Source organism: Salmonella sp. SAL04202, assembly GCF_046550775.1.
GTDB lineage: Bacteria > Pseudomonadota > Gammaproteobacteria > Enterobacterales > Enterobacteriaceae > Salmonella > Salmonella enterica.
In genome coordinates this window covers 14,169-30,407 of sequence record NZ_JBGDXK010000003.1, presented here as the reverse complement: position 1 = coordinate 30,407, position 16,239 = coordinate 14,169, and the positions used below count along the sequence as shown (strand labels likewise).

The window sequence follows — 16,239 nt, the reverse complement described above, 5'->3', positions numbered from 1 at the left end:
GCTCCTTAGCCCCACAGTTGGGCAATGGAGCGTTTGAACTGCCGTGCGGCTTCTACCGGCGATTCGGCATCGCGAATGCTGCGCCCCGCGATAAAGACATGGATCGGAATGCCTTTGAACAGCGGCAGGTCTTCCAGCGCCAGTCCGCCGGTCACGGTCACTTTAAAGCCCATATCGGAGAGCCGCTTAATCGCGGTAATATCCGCCTCGCCCCACGCCACGCCTGCGGCCTGCGCGTCACGGCTGCGGTGATAAACCACTTGCTGAATGCCCGCATCGCGCCACTGCTGCGCCTGTTCCCAGGTCCAGTAACCGGTCAGTTCGATCTGCACGTCGCCGTTAAACTCTTTTGCCACATCCAGCGCGCCTTTTGCGGTGTTGATATCCGCACAGCAAATGACCGTCACCCAGTCCGCATTGGCTTCGAAACACATACGGGAGAGGATCTTACCGGCATCGGCAATTTTGGCGTCCGCCAGCACGATTTTGTGCGGGTAAAGCGCTTTCAGATCGCGAACCGCACGCACGCCTTCGCCCACGCACAGAATGGTGCCCACTTCGATAATGTCGACTTCTTCGGCAATCAGGCGAGTGGTTTCATAGGCGCTATCCATAGTCTGGTTGTCCAGCGCGACCTGCAACATTGGTAATGACATTTTCAATTCCTTCTTAAGCTGCCGCGTTGGTGCGGTCAATGAGATCCAGGACTTCCTGCGCAGTACGGCAGGCGCGTAAACGGTCGAAATTGGCTTCGTCTTCAAACAGGTTGACGATCTGCATGATGCCCACTTCCTGGTGAGTGTTGGCATCAACCGCCGCCATGGTGATCAGAATATCGACCGGGTCGTTATCTTCGTGATTAAACTCCAGCGGCTTTTTCAGCGTCACCAGAGAAAAACCGGTTTTCTTGACCCCTTCTTCCGGGCGGCCATGCGGCATCGCCAGGCCGGGGGCAATCACAAAATAGGGGCCAAACTGCTCAACGCCATCGAGAATGGCCTGGTAATAGCGCGGCTCCACCACGTCGGCAGCCACCAGTAAATCGACGCCGATCTTGACGGCTTCCTGCCAGGTATTCGCTTCAGCCTGCAGGCGGATAGAATTATTCTCCGCCAGTGAATCACGTAATTTCATGTTGCATCCTTACTTCACGTCTTGCGGGAAATGTTCTTTGATCACTTCCAGCAGTTTCGGGCCGAAGTCAGCAGGAGAGAGCATGTTACGCACGCCAACCACATATTTGTTGCCCGTCACGCTGATTTCGCCTGCAATATGGGTAGAAGCGATGATGATATCCGCGCCGCTCAACTCGCTTTTGTACTCGCCAACCGCGCAGCTGTTTACCGTGTGGTCAATGTTTGATTGGGTTAAAAACTGGTCCACTTTCATTTTCATGATCATGGAACTGCCCTGCCCGTTGCCACATACAGCCAGAATACGTACGGTCATAATCAAAACTCCTTATTAAGCAGACTGTTCTGCCAGTTGTTTTTCTGCATCTTCTTCTGCGCGCAGTGCGCGGCCAGCGAAGAACATATAAGCCAGTGCAATTACAATGATGACGGCCATAAAGGCGATACCGAGGGAGAAGAAGCCCTGCATCATCGGCGGTGCCAGAATCGACCAGTCCGCCATACCCATCCAGGCGCTCATCCCCGTGAGTTTCACCGCCCAGACGCAACCAAAGATTTCGATCATCCCCATCACCAGACAAATCTTCAGCGCCGCACGCCAGCCGCCGAAGTGGTTAGCGAACACGCCGATAGTGGCGTTAGAGAAGAACATCGGGATAAAGCCAGGAATAATCAGGATCGAGGAGCCGCAGGCAACCAGGATGCCAACCGCAATCAGCTGGCCGATGGTGCCCCACATAAAGCCCCAGACCACCGCGTTAGGCGCGAAGCTATAAATAGCCGCACAGTCAATCGCCAGTACTGCGCCCGGAATCAGACGCTGGGAGATACCGTTAAAGGCCTCAGAGAGTTCGGCGACAAACATACGCACGCCCTGGGTGATGATGAAGATCGCCACCGCAAAGGAGAAACCGGTTTGCAGGATATAGATTGTCCAGTGGGTTTTACCCGCCATCGCCTGTACGGTATCGATACCAAAGGAGAGCAGAATGGCACCAAAGAAGATGGTCATTACAATCGCCGTGGAGACGATGTTGTCATGGAAAATGTTCAGCCAGCCCGGCAGTTTGAGGTCTTCAACGCTTTCCTCTTTTTTGCCCAGGAACGGCGCGACTTTATAGGCAATCCAGGAAGCAAACTGCTGCTGGTGACCGATGGAGAAACCGCAGCCGTCCGTCACTTCCTGAGTCGGCTTGTACATCATGTTGGAGGTAATACCCCAGTACAGGGAAACCAGTATCGCCGTGCAGATAATGGTGGTCCACATGGAATAGCCGAAGATATAGAAAGAGACCGCAATCAGCCCCGCCTGCTGGAACATGATGTGCCCGGTCAACATGATGGTGCGAATACCGGTAATGCGTCGCAACAAGACGTAACAAATATTCAGCGCCAGCGCGAGCAACACCGCGTAGCCTACCCAGCTATACGCATCACCCATCCGTTCGATCGTTGCCATCATCGAAGCATAGGTATCGGAAATCGCGCCGTTGATGCCGTAAACCTCAGACATTTTCGCCACCACCGGTTTAAAGGTGCTGGTCAGAATGCCGGACCCGGCCTGTAGCAGCATGAAGCCAATGATGGTTTTGATCGTCCCTTTGATGATCACGCTGACGCTTTTACGCAGCAGGATATAGCCCAGGCAGGTCACAATACCCAGTAATAGCGGGGCATTGGTCATTACCTGATTAAAGAAAATGGTAAAGATGTTGTAGAGGATCTCCATAACGATCTCCGGTAGACGAGGTTGCTGAGTCACAGGCGCTCAGAATAATGTCCCTCCACTGTAATTTTCAAAAGTAATCACAACAAGATTGAATTTGATTAAATGTGACGTAGCGCGCAAATAATTAGCACACTTAATACATGGTTTACTTATAAATAACTCATTTCTTCATTAAAATAAGTAAAATCATAAAGATGAATACATCCCCATGATGCCAGAAAAGATTAAATTTTCTTCTGTCTGCGTTCTCCTCTACCCAAAAGTCAAAAAATAGCCCATTGCCTTCTTGAGAAAATAGTGTCAGGATTAATCAAAACAAATCACATTTTGAACTATTTTGAACAAACATGAAGGTAAATGCGATGAGTAAAGTACAAAGCATCACGCGTGAATCATGGATTCTGAGCACGTTTCCGGAGTGGGGAAGCTGGCTGAACGAAGAGATTGAGCAAGAGCAGGTCGCGCCGGGTACGTTCGCTATGTGGTGGCTGGGCTGTACCGGTATCTGGCTAAAATCTGAAGGCGGCACTAACGTATGCGTCGATTTCTGGTGCGGTACCGGTAAACAGAGCCACGGTAATCCGTTGATGAAAACCGGCCACCAGATGCAGCGTATGGCTGGCGTCAAAAAATTACAGCCTAACCTGCGCACCACGCCGTTTGTTCTCGATCCTTTCGCTATCCGTCAGATTGACGCCGTCCTGGCGACCCACGACCATAACGATCACATTGATGTCAATGTCGCGGCTGCCGTAATGCAGAATTGCGCCGATGATGTTCCGTTTATCGGCCCGCAGACCTGCGTGGATTTGTGGGTTGGCTGGGGCGTGCCGAAAGAACGCTGCATCGTGGTAAAACCGGGCGATGTCGTGAAAGTGAAAGATATTGAAATTCATGCGCTTGATGCCTTTGACCGCACTGCATTAATCACCCTGCCCGCCGATCAGAAAGCTGCTGGCGTACTGCCGGACGGCATGGATGTACGCGCGGTTAACTATCTGTTTAAAACGCCGGGCGGCAATCTCTATCACAGCGGCGATTCTCACTATTCCAACTACTACGCGAAACACGGCAACGAACATCAAATTGATGTCGCGCTCGGTTCTTACGGTGAAAACCCGCGCGGTATTACGGACAAAATGACCAGCGCGGATATTTTACGCATGGCGGAATCGCTGAATACCAAAGTGGTGATCCCGTTCCATCACGATATCTGGTCGAACTTCCAGGCCGATCCGCAAGAGATCCGCGTGCTATGGGAAATGAAGAAAGATCGCCTGAAGTATGGTTTTAAACCGTTTATCTGGCAGGTTGGCGGCAAGTTTACCTGGCCGCTGGATAAAGACAATTTCGAATACCACTATCCGCGTGGGTTTGACGATTGCTTTACCATTGAACCCGATCTACCGTTCAAATCCTTCCTGTGAGTCGATATCATGCCGGGATTACCCGGCATTTTTTCCATTTACTTTAGTATTTCCAGGCTATTTCAAATATCATCTTTTCAAATCAATTTGTATCGGAATAGCTCATGACTGAAGCACAAAGACATCAAATACTGCTGGATATGCTGGCACAGTTGGGCTTTGTTACCGTCGAAAACGTGATTGAGCGTCTGGGGATCTCCCCGGCGACAGCGCGCCGCGACATCAACAAGCTCGACGAAAGCGGGAAACTTAAAAAAGTGCGCAACGGCGCAGAGGCCATTACCCAACAACGGCCCCGCTGGACGCCGATGAATCTGCACCAGGCGCAAAACCACGATGAAAAAGTACGCATCGCGAAAGCGGCGTCGCAGCTGGTAAACCCGGGTGAAAGCGTAGTGATTAACTGCGGCTCCACCGCTTTCCTGCTGGGGCGCGAAATGTGCGGGAAGCCGGTACAAATCATTACCAACTATCTGCCGTTGGCGAATTATCTGATCGATCAAGAGCATGACAGCGTGATTATCATGGGGGGTCAGTACAACAAAAGCCAGTCGATTACCCTGAGCCCGCAGGGAAGCGAAAACAGTCTCTATGCGGGCCACTGGATGTTTACCAGCGGAAAGGGCTTAACCGCGGATGGCCTGTACAAAACCGATATGCTAACCGCCATGGCGGAACAAAAAATGCTCAGCGTCGTCGGGAAACTGGTCGCGCTGGTCGATAGCAGTAAAATTGGCGAGCGCGCGGGAATGCTGTTCAGCCGCGCCGATCAGATCGCTATGCTGATTACCGGCAAAAATGCCAATCCGCAGGTTTTGCAACAGCTTGAAGCCCAGGGTGTAAGCATACTCCGCGTTTAAAGATGCTGTCGGAAAAACGCTACCGTCGCCGACAACGCTTCTGGCGTAATGCGATGCCGCACGCCTGCGGCCCATAAACAGGTCACATGCTTATCCAGCTTCGCCCCGGCGAGCGCCTGCTGGAGCCGGAAGGTTTCGATAGCAGGCACCACGTCATCCTCCTGACCATGCCACAACAGAAGCGGCCTGTCGGCCAGTCGCTCTAACTGGTGTGTGACTTCCCATTCACGTAGCGGCGCGATGATATTGTCGAATTCCGCCTGCTGCGCCGGGTTCTGCGGGGATAACGGCGGGAAAAGCGTCCGGGCAAGCCCGGTAAAATAGCCCGACCCCATTAAACTGGCCCCGCATTTTACCTCTCGGTGACGCGTCATAATGCCCAGCGCCGTCATACCGCCCATGGATGCGCCGCCCACCGCCAACCGCCCGTCAAGTAGCCAGTTTTCCGCCTGAATCGCCGCACGTAACGTCGTAAATTCCTGCATGTTTTGGTGCAGAATCTGCCAGAATCGGTGTATTCGTCCCTGTGAGTCGCCGCCGAAGCGAGCGCCATGCTCCGGCGCATCCGGCATGACTACCCGGAATCCTGCCTGTGCCAGGGCAACGGCAAAATAACTATAAACCAGGCTGGAGGAGGTGAAGCCATGATAGAACACCACACAGGGAAGCGGCACGGCGCGTTTCCCTTCCGGGAAGGCATGTAGTACGACGCCTCCGGCTAATTGTCGTGTTTCAATCGCTATCATTATTCTCTCCTTTTTATCCGGTATGCCACGGAGAAATACTTAACGCAAGTTTATGGATAGCGCAATAATTCATAATGTTTGAGAACTGGGTTACGCTTTCGCAACGTTTTCATTCGAAAATCGCGTGACAGGTAACACTTCGGGAACATTCCCCCTAAAGGGAAATCAATAAGGCATTACACTATGATTATCAGGAAACGAGATAGAGTTATGCGTCGGTTTGCTTCATTGATAGCAGCGCTGTTATTAAGCGCGTGTAGCGTGCTGCAGGGTACGCCGCAACCTGCACCGCCTGTCGCCGATCACCCGCAGGAAATCCGTCGCGATCAAACGCAAGGACTACAGCGGATGGGGACCGTAAGCGCGCTGGTTCGGGGCTCCCCGGATGATGCAATAGATGAAATCAGAGCGAAAGCCGTCGCTGCGAAAGCCGATTATTACGTTATCTTAATGGTTGATGAAACGGTTGTAACCGGCCAGTGGTATTCACAAGCCATTTTGTATCGTCAATAACAGTAGATTGATTTTTAGTCAGTTTTACATTGCTTTGCGCCCCTATGCGTTTACCTGTGCACAATAAACAAACAGGTTTACCGTGATGGAGCGTCCTGTTAAATGCGGGGTATGTAATAAGGAGCTGACGATGAAACAAGAACTTGCCTTATCCTCACTGCTGCTTTCTGCCGGACTGGTGAGTACGACGGCACAGTCTGCCGAATTCGCCAGTGCTGACTGCGTAACGGGTCTGAATGAAATCGGCCTGATCTCGGTCAGTAATGTTGCAGGAAACCCACAGGATGTGGAGCGGATTATCGCCCTGAAAGCCGATGAACAGGGTGCGTCCTGGTACAGAATTATTCAAATGTATGAAGAACAACAGTCGGATAACTGGCGCGTACAGGCGATACTCTATGCCTGATGCCGCGTGGCTCGCGCCGGATGGCATGTACCACAGGCCAAACGTTACCGCAGTCCCCCGGTCGCCCTTAACAGTAAATCATTTTGTACCTGGGCAGACAGCGGCATTTCGCCGCGTGTATCCAGCATCATCTGACACCACGCTTGCGCCAGCGGCGGCGAGGCATGACGCAGCATTTCCGCTCCGCATCCCAGCAAGAAAAGCTGCTGCGTAATCTCTCTGCCCATTGCTTCGTCCGGTTTGCGTAAACGTTGCTGTAGCTGACGTACCGCGCGGTCGTAATGGCGATCCTGACCTTTGACTTCCGCAAAAGCTTCACTCAATACGTCATAGACGCCGTGTTGTTTTGTCAGCACCCGAAGTACATCCAGACACATGATATTGCCGGAACCTTCCCAGATACTGTTCACCGGCATTTCACGGTACAGGCGCGGGAGTTCGCTCTCTTCGCAATACCCCATCCCGCCGAGAACCTCCATCGCCTCAGCCACAAAAGGGATTCCCTGCTTACAGATGGCGAATTTCGCCGCTGGCGTGAATAATCGCGCCCATAATGCCTCTTTCGCCTCGCGACGTTGCTCCCAGGCGCGCGCCAGCCGAAACAAAAGCGCCGTCTGCCCCTCCAGGCATAGCGCCATACGACTTAAGGTTTGTCGCATCAACGGTTGTTCGATCAGCGGCTTACCAAAAGCCTGACGCTGATGAGCATGGTAAATTGCGACTGAAAATGCGCGCCGCATTAAGCCATGACTCCCGAGCGCGCAATCAAGACGCGTCATACCGCCTATCTTTAAGATATGCCGAATCCCTTCGCCCTCTTCTCCCAGCCGCCAGCCGACGGCATCCTGAAACTCGACTTCGGCGCTGGCATTAGATCGATTACCGAGTTTATCTTTCAGGCGCTCAAGACGAACAGAGTTCCGTTGCCCGTCTGGCAGGAAACGCGGCACAAAGAAACAGGATAGTCCTCCTTTTGCCTGCGCCAGCACGAGGTGCGCATCACTTTGCGGCACAGAGAAAAACCATTTATGTCCCACCAGCCGATATGAATCATCCGCCAGCCGCTCCGCGTGGGTCGTATTACTGAGTACGTCAGATCCGCCCTGCTTTTCCGTCATTCCCATGCCGATAAGCAGGCCCCGTTTTTGCCCGCCCGGCAGCAAATGCGAATCGTAGCGATCGCTGCGCAGCGGCGCCAGCCAGTCATGGAAAGTGGCGGGAAGCATCTGCAATAGCAACGGCGTCGCGGCAAAGGTCATCGTGACAGGACAGAGTGTTCCCGCTTCTACCTGAGCATGTAATACAAAACGCGCCGCCCGGGCGACAAAACTTCCCGCCCTTGCCTCTTCCTCCCAGGCCAGGTTATGTACCCGATTAGCGCAAAGCCCCTGCATCAACAGGTGCCAGGCGGGATGAAAGCGAACGTCATCCAGACGCTGTCCCTGGGGATCGTAACGTAGCAACTCAGGAGGATGCGCGTTCGCCAGACGCCCCAGTTCCAGTGATTCCGCCGTTCCCAGTTGTTGGCCAATGCTGGCGAGAAGATCGCTATCCCATCCCGCGCCTTCCCGGGAAACCGCTTCACACAGCGCGCCATCAGACAGGAATAAGTTACTGTTATTGAGCGGAGCTGGTTGATTAAAAACGGTATGTGTTTGCCAGGACATGGTGTCTCCCTCCTTCAATGGCGCTGAAGTCAAGTATGGTCATGACTGCGCCATTGACGCCGGAGCAAGATCACAAAAGTATGATTAACCGGCAATATAATGTGGGACGAAACGGGAAGTGTCTTTGGTAATTAGCGTATTGTCCTCGCGAATCCCCATCCCGGAGGCTTCATCGTCAATGATCCAACTGCCAATCAGCGTATAGCTATCGCCAAAGCGCGGCAAAGGCTGAAACGCCTGGTAAATCATCGGCTCGTCAGCGTAGTCGCCGTCGGCATGATCGATAACATTTTGCCGCTCGTCGAAAATCGTGACGTTGCCGCCTTCACGTGAATAAAGCGGCTTCCGCACGCTGCTTTCACCTGGCGCTGCGAGCGATTTTTCGCCCTCAAACCAGGCCGGCAGCAGATTCGGATGGCCAGGGAAAAAGCGCCACAATAACGGCAACAGCCCTTTGTTACTCAGAATACTTTTCCACAATGGCTCAATCCATTGCTCACGACGTTTTCGCAACAGCGGGCCGTTGTCGTCGCGCATCATCCACTCCAGCGGGTAGAGCTTAAAGGCGCGGCGAATCACGTTATCGTCCAGATCGGTCAGCACGCCGCCTACGCCAAGCCCCAGTTCTTCAATATAGATAAATCGCGTTTCCTGGCCCGCCTGCTGCGCGCAATCCTGAAGGTACAGCACCGTCGTGCGATCTTCGTCGGTATCTTCACAACAGCAAAAGTAGAGCGGTTCCCGACTGTACAGCTCGCTGAAGCGGGCGATCAGCCGCTCCTGTATCGCGTTGTATTGATCGGCATCACGCGGGATGGCGCCGCTACGACGGGCATCCTCCAGCCATAGCCATTGAAAGTAGGAGGACTCATAGAGCGACGTCGGCGTATCCGCATTGTATTCCAGCAATTTAACCGGATCTTTGCCGCACCAGACGAAATCCATCCGCCCGTAAAGCGAAGGATCGCGGCTGCGCCAACTTTCGGCGATGACATCCCAGTACAATGGCGGGATCGCCAGCTGCTGCATGATCTGCTCATCCCGGACGGCCCGCTCGACAACCTCCAGACACATCTGATGAAGCTCTGCGGTCGGTTTTTCGATCTGTTCTTCAATTTGCCGTAATGTAAAACGGTAGGCCCGGCTTTCATCCCAGTAAATTTCGTTATCGATAACATGAAAGTCAAAACCGTGATCGCAGGCGATCTTATCCAGATCCCGGCGTATCGGTACGTTATGTCGTAGCATGGTTAGCCTCCCCAGTGCCCGCGGGCGCTGGAAGAACGACCATAGCCGCCGCGGGAGACGGTGGACGCTTTCCGTGTGATATAACCAGGGCTGGTCGCGGTATCGCTTTTCCCTGTGCCGCTGCGCCACGCATAGTCGCCGGATGTGGTGCGCCAAACGGGACGGGAGACGTAGGATGAACCGCCGCTGCTATAGATATATTGTTCGTCACGGTTCTGGCGAATCGCGCGGCTGAGTAAAAAGCCGCTTAATACCGGAACCCAGCTCCGCTCGGTGATATCAAAGTAGCAATCGCCAAACTGCGACTGACAGCGCTCCTGCGTCAATTGCTTAGGCACATTAGCGTAAAATTCTGTTTTCGCATTATTCCAGCCGTCAGCGCAAACGCTGGCGCTATTGCCATCGTCAATACAGTCGTTCACCGTGGCGTAAAACGTCCCATCGCCGTCGTTGTCACTATTGCTGCCGTCACCGTACCCTTTCAGGAGAAAAAAGGCCGCTCCACCCATAATCGCCAGCGTCAGGTATTTTGGCGTGTAGCGATTTCGTTGCCGCTCAAAGGGATTGACCGGTTCGGCTATCCGTCTTATTGCCGAATGGCCTACGCCGGATGTGCTTCTGGATTTTCGTTTTTTTGCCATGATCTTCCGTTACCATGTCATACAGGCAGCGTTAAAAATACCGCCAGCCAGCGCTGCGGTTCCCATAAATAGCCCCGCCGCCACGTTGTGATTAATAATTTTTTCGCTCAGCGTAGGCATGTATAACCTTACGCAACCATAAATCAGCAGCTGAATAACCAGCGCAATGCCGCCCCAGGCAAAATAGTCCGGGATACTGACCGAGTTTATCGCCGCGCTGGATAAGGGGATGACATAGCCCAGCAACGTACCGCTAAAGGCCAGCGATGCCGCAGTATTGTTATTTTTTATCAACTGCCATTCATTATGCGGCGTTATCTTTGAGTAAATAAAAAGAAATACAATGACCATTGCCGCGCCAATAAAAAAATAGGCGCAGAAAGCCAGTAATGCGTCCAGTATATGCATAATTTCCCTGTATGTGCTTAACCAATAACCGTCAGTGAAGTGAGCGGGATATCCACGCCGAGGGCGCGTGAAAACACCCATTCAGGCTCACCGCGCTCGTTAAATGATTCTTCCCCGTTCAATAGAAGATACTCCCAGGCGTCATCCGTCACCTGGCGCTGGAAACCCATCGTAAAATTGTGAACGTCCCATTTCTCTGCCTGCTGATTTTCAACCTTTTCCAGCATGTAGACAGGTTCAATATTGCCCGGCTCTTCATGGTTAAAAAAGCGCTGCCAGCGCCGTTCTTGCCAGTTGAGCGTCATCGGCCCTATTGCCGCTGGCGCAATGGCTGAACGCCAGTGACGTTCCTCGTTAATACCGAAACTTTCCTCATATACAAAAAGTTTGATGTCATCAATGTCGTCAACATCCGTGCCGCCAGTGGTGTTAATTTGCAAAAACTCATCGCCAGAGGTGTAGTAGCGAAAAATCTGACTGCCGCCGCCTAAATCTATACGACTCGCTGCCGCGACAGTGTATTTTTCACCCGGTAGCTCCACCAGCAACGACGACTCCAGTAGCCGGAATGCCAGCGTATCCAGCGTGAAACCGGCGTTAAGATGTAATCCTAATGGTCCGCGAATCGGCGCTGGCGCGCTTGTTTTACCGAGCAAACGCTGAAAAAATTGCATCATAGGGGAACCTCTATCTCTTGCCATGCGACCTCTTCAGCCAGAATGCGATTGTCGTTGGGCATAATGCCATTTGAGATCGCGCATTCATGTGCCGTCTCGTATGAAAGCGACGAAGCCCAGCACGGTAGCGCGCTTTCGCGCTACCGATAACAAAGCAGATACTGCCCGATAAACAGGCCCAGCAAAGCGGGCCAGGTCAGTCTGGACAAATGACGCTGGCAGGTTTTGACAATCCACGTAAAGAGCATTATTCGCCTTGTTGACGCTGTAAACGCGCCAACACATCCTGAGCATTGCTTTTATTGGTTGCGCCAATACCCGCCTGCGCCAGTTTTTCATCCAGGTCGCGTCCATCGGCGACTTTTTCCAGCTGCGCGGCGGCATCCAGCCGGGCCTGGCGTTCAGCCTGACGCGTTTGTAAACGTTTAAGCGACTCCGCCGCCGTAGACACATTCGACGCGGCTCCGACGGTCGAGGTCGTCACCGCCTGCTGCGCGCGCTGCATGGCTTCTGTCGCCTTAACCACTTCAAGTTGCTGCTCAAACTGCGCAATCCGCTGGCCTGTCGCCGTTACGGCCTTCTCCACCGCATCGCGAGAGGCTTCCAGATTAGTCAGCACCTGTTCTTCGGCAAGAATGGCATTTTCCAGACGGGCTATTTCTTCCGCCACTTCGTTGAGTAAAGCGGCGTCGACATTCTTACTCATTGCCTCCAACGCTCGTGTTTCAAGGCTGGCTTTACGCTCACGTAAATCATTCAGCTTGTCATGGCTTAGCTTCACCCGCGCCAATAAATCCACTCTGGATTTACCCGCTTTATCCAGCTCGGCTTTTGCGTCGCGAATATGCTGCTCCAGCATACGTACACCCTGTGCTTCATCAATGGCTTCTTCTGCCTGAGCAACGAATGATTTACCTAACGTGAACAAACTTTTTAAAATTCCCATGTAAGCCGCCTGTATTATTCCTGTGAATAGACTTGTGTTATTTCAGCGATATCCAACGCATTTTCTACAAGCGTGGTGATTTCCAGCGTCACGTCGGCAAGCGACGAATTTAACGACAACGCGCCAAAAGCGACATAATATTCCTCCTGTTTTACCTGGGTAATACCGACCGAAGACAGCGGTAAAACCTTCTGATTTCTCAGTAAGAAAAGATTAAATTCCGCGGTATCTCTAATCGTATTTACCGGACAGATATAAGTCTCGATAACTATTTGTTGCGAGGTAAATAAAACCGCCAGTGGTAAATCGCCATAATCATTCATTTTTATTATTAATGAAGATTCATTATTTTCTATATCAATATCTAATTCGGCGATGTTGTTTAACGCATCCGCCAGCGTCCGTGGAGTCCATGCCATATTATTATCTCTATCTCTTTTTTATAAATAAAGGGAGTTACAGGGTAGGTTTTGCTTTTTATATTACCAGCCAAAGATAAAAAAAAACCATCCGATTATGGATGGTTTTTTCTTAAAAAATACTATTAGCGTCAGGTTCGCTGGCGAACGGCTTCAAACAGACAAATCCCGGTCGCAACAGAGACATTCAGCGACGACACGCTACCGGCCATAGGAATGCTGATCAGCTCATCGCAGTGCTCACGGGTCAGACGACGCATACCTTCACCTTCTGCGCCCATGACCAGCGCCATGCGGCCAGGCATTTTGCTCTGATACAGCGTATGGTCAGCCTCGCCCGCCGTTCCGACAATCCAGATATTCTCTTCCTGCAACATGCGCATCGTGCGCGCCAGGTTGGTGACGCGGATCAACGGCACGCTTTCTGCTGCGCCGCAGGCGACTTTCTTCGCCGTCGCGTTAAGTTGCGCGGAGCGGTCTTTCGGCACGATTACCGCATGTACGCCTGCGGCATCGGCGCTGCGCAGACAGGCGCCAAGATTATGCGGATCGGTGACGCCATCGAGGATCAACAAAAAGGGGCGATCGTGTAATGCGATCAGATCCGGCAGATCGTTTTCCTGATACTGCCGGCCTGGTTTCACGCGAGCGATAATACCCTGATGCACGGCACCGTCGCTTTTCTCGTCGAGATATTGGCGGTTTGCCAGCTGGATAACCACGCCCTGGGACTCAAGGGCGTGAATCAGCGGCAACAGACGTTTATCTTCACGGCCTTTTAAAATAAAGACTTCCTGAAAACGTTCAGGGGCGCGCTCCAGCAGGGCCTGCACTGCGTGGATGCCGTAAATCATTTCGCTCATTAATGTACTCATTGTTTACGTTTTGCCGGGGGCGCTACGCTTGCCCGGCCTACAGATAATTCACCCTCTTCTGTTTGAAGAGGGTATTGCTCACTCTGCCGCTTTTTTCTTCGCCGCACGCTTCGCTTTGGTCGCTGCGGCTATTTTCTGCGTTTTAGCCGATGGCTTTTTTGCTTTTCTCGCGTCTTTCTTCGCTGCTTTCGGCTTCGCTTTTTTCTCGCCGCGGAAGGCGCTATCAGGCTCGAAGTTAACTTTTTTACCTACCTGACGACGTTTACCGGCGTTTTTACTTTCACCTTTTTTCGCTTTTTCACGCGCCGTTTTGCCGACGTTACGCGGTGCGCGCTCGCTGGAGATCAGGCTAAAGTCAATTTTCCGTTCGTCCATATTCACCGCTTCGACGCGTACCTCTACCCGGTCGCCCAGGCGATATGTCTGTCCGCCGGACTCGCCAATCAGACGTTGCCCTACCTGATCGAAGCGATAGTAATCGTTATCCAGTGAGGAAACGTGTACCAGCCCATCGATAAACAGTTCATCAAGACGGACAAAGAAGCCGAAACCGGTGACGCTGGCAATCACACCCTTAAAGACGTTGCCTACCTGATCCAGCATAAAGTCACATTTCAGCCAGTCGGAGACATCACGCGTCGCTTCATCAGCGCGGCGTTCCGCCATCGAACAGTGCTGGCCGAGCTGCAACATCTCTTCCATCGAGTAGTGATAACCGCCCGTTTCTGTGGTGTTGCCCTTGTTCCCTTGCTCTTTAGCCAGCAGGTACTTAATGGCGCGGTGCAAAGAAAGATCCGGATAGCGGCGAATCGGCGAGGTAAAGTGCGCATAAGACTGCAACGCCAGGCCAAAGTGCCCGCGGTTTTCCGGATCGTAAATCGCCTGCTTCATTGAACGCAGCAGCATAGTTTGCAGCATTTCGGCGTCCGGCCGGTCGGCAATCGATTCAAGCAGTTCGGCATAATCGCGCGGTTCCGGTTTATTTCCGCCCGGCAGCTCCAACCCCAGCTCCGCCAGTACGGAGCGGAATGAGGTGATCGCTTCGGTGGTGGGTTTATCATGAATACGGAATAGCGCCGGCTCTTTAGCTTTTTCGACAAAGCGCGCCGCCGAGATATTCGCCATGATCATGCACTCTTCGATAAGCTTATGCGCGTCATTACGCTGGGTCTGTTCGATACGCTCAATGCGACGTTCGGCGTTAAAGATAAACTTCGCCTCTTCGCTCTCAAACGAGATCCCCCCGCGCTCTTCACGCGCTTTATCCAGCACTTTGTAGAGGTTGTGCAGCTCTTCAATATGCTTCACCAGCGGCGCATATTGTTCACGCAGATCCTGATCGCCCTGCAGCATATGCCAGACTTTGGTATAGGTCAGACGCGCATGGGAGCTCATCACCGCTTCATAGAATTTGTAGCCGGTCAGCCGACCTTTCGCCGAGATGGTCATTTCACAGACCATACACAGCCTGTCAACCTGCGGGTTTAGCGAACACAGGCCGTTGGAGAGCACCTCCGGCAACATTGGGACAACCTGTGACGGGAAGTAAACCGACGTACCGCGATTGCGCGCCTCGCGATCCAACGGCGTTGGCGGCCGTACATAATAGCTCACGTCAGCAATAGCGACCCACAAACGCCAGCCGCCGCCGCGTTTTTTCTCACAGTAAACCGCGTCGTCAAAGTCACGGGCATCTTCGCCATCAATAGTGACCAGCGGCAAATCGCGCAGATCGACACGACCGACTTTCGCCTCTTCCGGCACCTCTTCTTTCAGCCCGGCGACCTGCTGCTCTACCGCCTGCGGCCAGATGTAAGGTATTTCATGGGTACGCAGCGCCATATCAACCGCCATACCGGTGCCCATATTGTCGCCCAGCACTTCGACGATTTTCCCTACCGCTTTAGTACGGCGAGTTGGACGTTGGGTCAGTTCAACCACGACCACGAACCCCATCCGCGCGCCCATGACGTCTTCTGGCGGGATAAGAATGTCGAAGCTTAGGCGGCTGTCGTCCGGCACCACAAAGCCGACGCCCGCATCGGTGAAATAACGCCCGACTATCTGACTGGTTTTCGGTACCAGTACACGGACGATACGCGCTTCGCGGCGACCTTTACGATCGGCGCCCAGCGGCTGCGCCAGCACCTGATCGCCATGAATACAGGTTTTCATTTGCTCGCTGGAAAGATACAGATCGTCTTTGCGGCCTTCGACACGTAAGAAACCGTAACCGTCACGATGACCGATCACGGTGCCTTTCAGCAGGTCGAGGCGTTCCGGCAGCGCATAGCACTGGCGACGGGTAAAGACCAGTTGTCCGTCGCGCTCCATCGCGCGTAGGCGGCGACGCAAGGCTTCAAGCTGCTCTTCGCCTTCAATATTCAGTTCTACGGCCAGTTCTTCGCGACTGGCCGGTTTTTCACGTTTCGTTAAATGTTCGAGGATAAATTCCCGGCTCGGGATAGGATTCGCGTATTTTTCTGCTTCGCGTTCCTGGAAAGGATCTTGTGACATTGAGGTTCCTCCATTGTCATCTCTAAT

Annotated in this window: 18 protein-coding genes and 1 pseudogene; 4 read left to right on the top strand and 15 right to left on the bottom strand. The window is 52.8% G+C overall.

The genetic code is table 11. The features are described 5' to 3' along the window. Positions 1–5: 5 nt before the first annotated feature. From ulaD to ulaA, 4 genes are read right to left on the bottom strand one after another with little or no spacing between them, the layout of a single operon-like run. Entirely contained in the window at positions 6–656 is a 651-nt protein-coding gene (gene ulaD / locus ACLJQJ_RS13905; protein WP_000056761.1) for a 3-keto-L-gulonate-6-phosphate decarboxylase UlaD, read from the bottom strand. A gap of 13 nt (positions 657–669) precedes the next feature. Further along, entirely contained in the window at positions 670–1,134 is a 465-nt protein-coding gene (ulaC, locus tag ACLJQJ_RS13900; RefSeq protein ID WP_000776531.1) for a PTS ascorbate transporter subunit IIA, read from the bottom strand. A 9-nt stretch (positions 1,135–1,143) separates the two neighbouring features. Then, on the bottom strand, positions 1,144–1,449 hold the full coding sequence (gene ulaB, locus ACLJQJ_RS13895) for a PTS ascorbate transporter subunit IIB (protein ID WP_000218358.1): 306 nt from the start codon (positions 1,447–1,449) through the stop codon (positions 1,144–1,146). 15 nt (positions 1,450–1,464) lie between these two features. After that, a complete protein-coding gene (gene ulaA, locus ACLJQJ_RS13890) occupies positions 1,465–2,862 on the bottom strand; it encodes a PTS ascorbate transporter subunit IIC (RefSeq protein WP_000404873.1) in 1,398 nt (465 codons plus the stop codon). A gap of 362 nt (positions 2,863–3,224) precedes the next feature. Here ulaA and ulaG point away from each other — a divergent pair, with 362 nt between their 5' ends. Both ulaG and ulaR read left to right on the top strand, forming a co-directional pair. Beyond that, on the top strand, positions 3,225–4,289 hold the full coding sequence (gene ulaG, locus ACLJQJ_RS13885) for an L-ascorbate 6-phosphate lactonase (RefSeq protein ID WP_000049161.1): 1,065 nt from the start codon (positions 3,225–3,227) through the stop codon (positions 4,287–4,289). 104 nt (positions 4,290–4,393) lie between these two features. Beyond that, complete coding sequence (ulaR, locus tag ACLJQJ_RS13880; protein ID WP_000133618.1) at positions 4,394–5,149, top strand: HTH-type transcriptional regulator UlaR; 756 nt, start codon at positions 4,394–4,396, stop codon at positions 5,147–5,149. Here ulaR and yjfP read toward each other — a convergent pair. Next, positions 5,146–5,895: an esterase gene (gene yjfP, locus ACLJQJ_RS13875; protein WP_000560304.1), complete on the bottom strand. Its 750-nt coding sequence runs from the start codon at positions 5,893–5,895 to the stop codon at positions 5,146–5,148. The genes ulaR and yjfP overlap by 4 nt on opposite strands. Positions 5,896–6,078: 183 nt before the next feature. Here yjfP and bsmA point away from each other — a divergent pair, with 183 nt between their 5' ends. Both bsmA and yjfN read left to right on the top strand, forming a co-directional pair. Further along, positions 6,079–6,408, top strand: coding sequence for a biofilm peroxide resistance protein BsmA (gene bsmA, locus ACLJQJ_RS13870; protein ID WP_000586836.1), 330 nt, complete (start codon positions 6,079–6,081; stop codon positions 6,406–6,408). Positions 6,409–6,538: 130 nt separating this feature from the next. After that, positions 6,539–6,814 carry a DUF1471 family protease activator YjfN gene (gene yjfN, locus ACLJQJ_RS13865; RefSeq protein WP_001518964.1) on the top strand — a complete coding sequence of 92 codons (276 nt, stop codon included), beginning with the start codon at positions 6,539–6,541 and terminating at the stop codon, positions 6,812–6,814. 44 nt (positions 6,815–6,858) lie between these two features. Here yjfN and ACLJQJ_RS13860 read toward each other — a convergent pair whose 3' ends face one another. The 10 genes and pseudogenes from ACLJQJ_RS13860 to rnr all read right to left on the bottom strand — a co-directional run bounded on the left by ACLJQJ_RS13860 (position 6,859) and on the right by rnr (position 16,212). Further along, positions 6,859–8,481 carry an isovaleryl-CoA dehydrogenase gene (locus ACLJQJ_RS13860; RefSeq protein WP_000118962.1) on the bottom strand — a complete coding sequence of 541 codons (1,623 nt, stop codon included), beginning with the start codon at positions 8,479–8,481 and terminating at the stop codon, positions 6,859–6,861. Positions 8,482–8,565: 84 nt separating this feature from the next. Then, positions 8,566–9,729, bottom strand: coding sequence for a glutathionylspermidine synthase family protein (locus ACLJQJ_RS13855; protein ID WP_063809000.1), 1,164 nt, complete (start codon positions 9,727–9,729; stop codon positions 8,566–8,568). A gap of 2 nt (positions 9,730–9,731) precedes the next feature. Continuing rightward, entirely contained in the window at positions 9,732–10,370 is a 639-nt protein-coding gene (locus ACLJQJ_RS13850; protein ID WP_001085605.1) for a DUF1190 domain-containing protein, read from the bottom strand. 9 nt (positions 10,371–10,379) lie between these two features. After that, positions 10,380–10,778: a DUF350 domain-containing protein gene (locus tag ACLJQJ_RS13845; RefSeq protein WP_000547738.1), complete on the bottom strand. Its 399-nt coding sequence runs from the start codon at positions 10,776–10,778 to the stop codon at positions 10,380–10,382. 17 nt (positions 10,779–10,795) lie between these two features. Then, positions 10,796–11,479 (bottom strand): YjfK family protein, encoded by a 684-nt coding sequence (locus ACLJQJ_RS13840; protein ID WP_000090294.1) that lies wholly within the window; start codon positions 11,477–11,479, stop codon positions 10,796–10,798. A gap of 122 nt (positions 11,480–11,601) precedes the next feature. Further along, positions 11,602–11,703 (bottom strand): annotated as a pseudogene (locus ACLJQJ_RS13835) (hypothetical protein); the annotation flags it as partial. Then, positions 11,703–12,401, bottom strand: a complete 699-nt coding sequence (locus ACLJQJ_RS13830; RefSeq protein WP_063809001.1) for a PspA/IM30 family protein — start codon at positions 12,399–12,401, stop codon at positions 11,703–11,705. The pseudogene ACLJQJ_RS13835 and the gene ACLJQJ_RS13830, both read right to left, overlap by 1 nt. A 14-nt stretch (positions 12,402–12,415) precedes the next feature. After that, the gene (locus tag ACLJQJ_RS13825) at positions 12,416–12,820 is read right to left on the bottom strand and encodes a YjfI family protein (RefSeq protein WP_000312605.1); all 405 of its coding nucleotides are present in this window, start codon (positions 12,818–12,820) and stop codon (positions 12,416–12,418) included. A gap of 131 nt (positions 12,821–12,951) precedes the next feature. Continuing rightward, complete coding sequence (rlmB, locus tag ACLJQJ_RS13820) at positions 12,952–13,683, bottom strand: 23S rRNA (guanosine(2251)-2'-O)-methyltransferase RlmB (protein WP_001293274.1); 732 nt, start codon at positions 13,681–13,683, stop codon at positions 12,952–12,954. A 90-nt stretch (positions 13,684–13,773) separates the two neighbouring features. Beyond that, positions 13,774–16,212: a ribonuclease R gene (gene rnr, locus ACLJQJ_RS13815; RefSeq protein ID WP_000076357.1), complete on the bottom strand. Its 2,439-nt coding sequence runs from the start codon at positions 16,210–16,212 to the stop codon at positions 13,774–13,776. Positions 16,213–16,239: the final 27 nt, after the last annotated feature.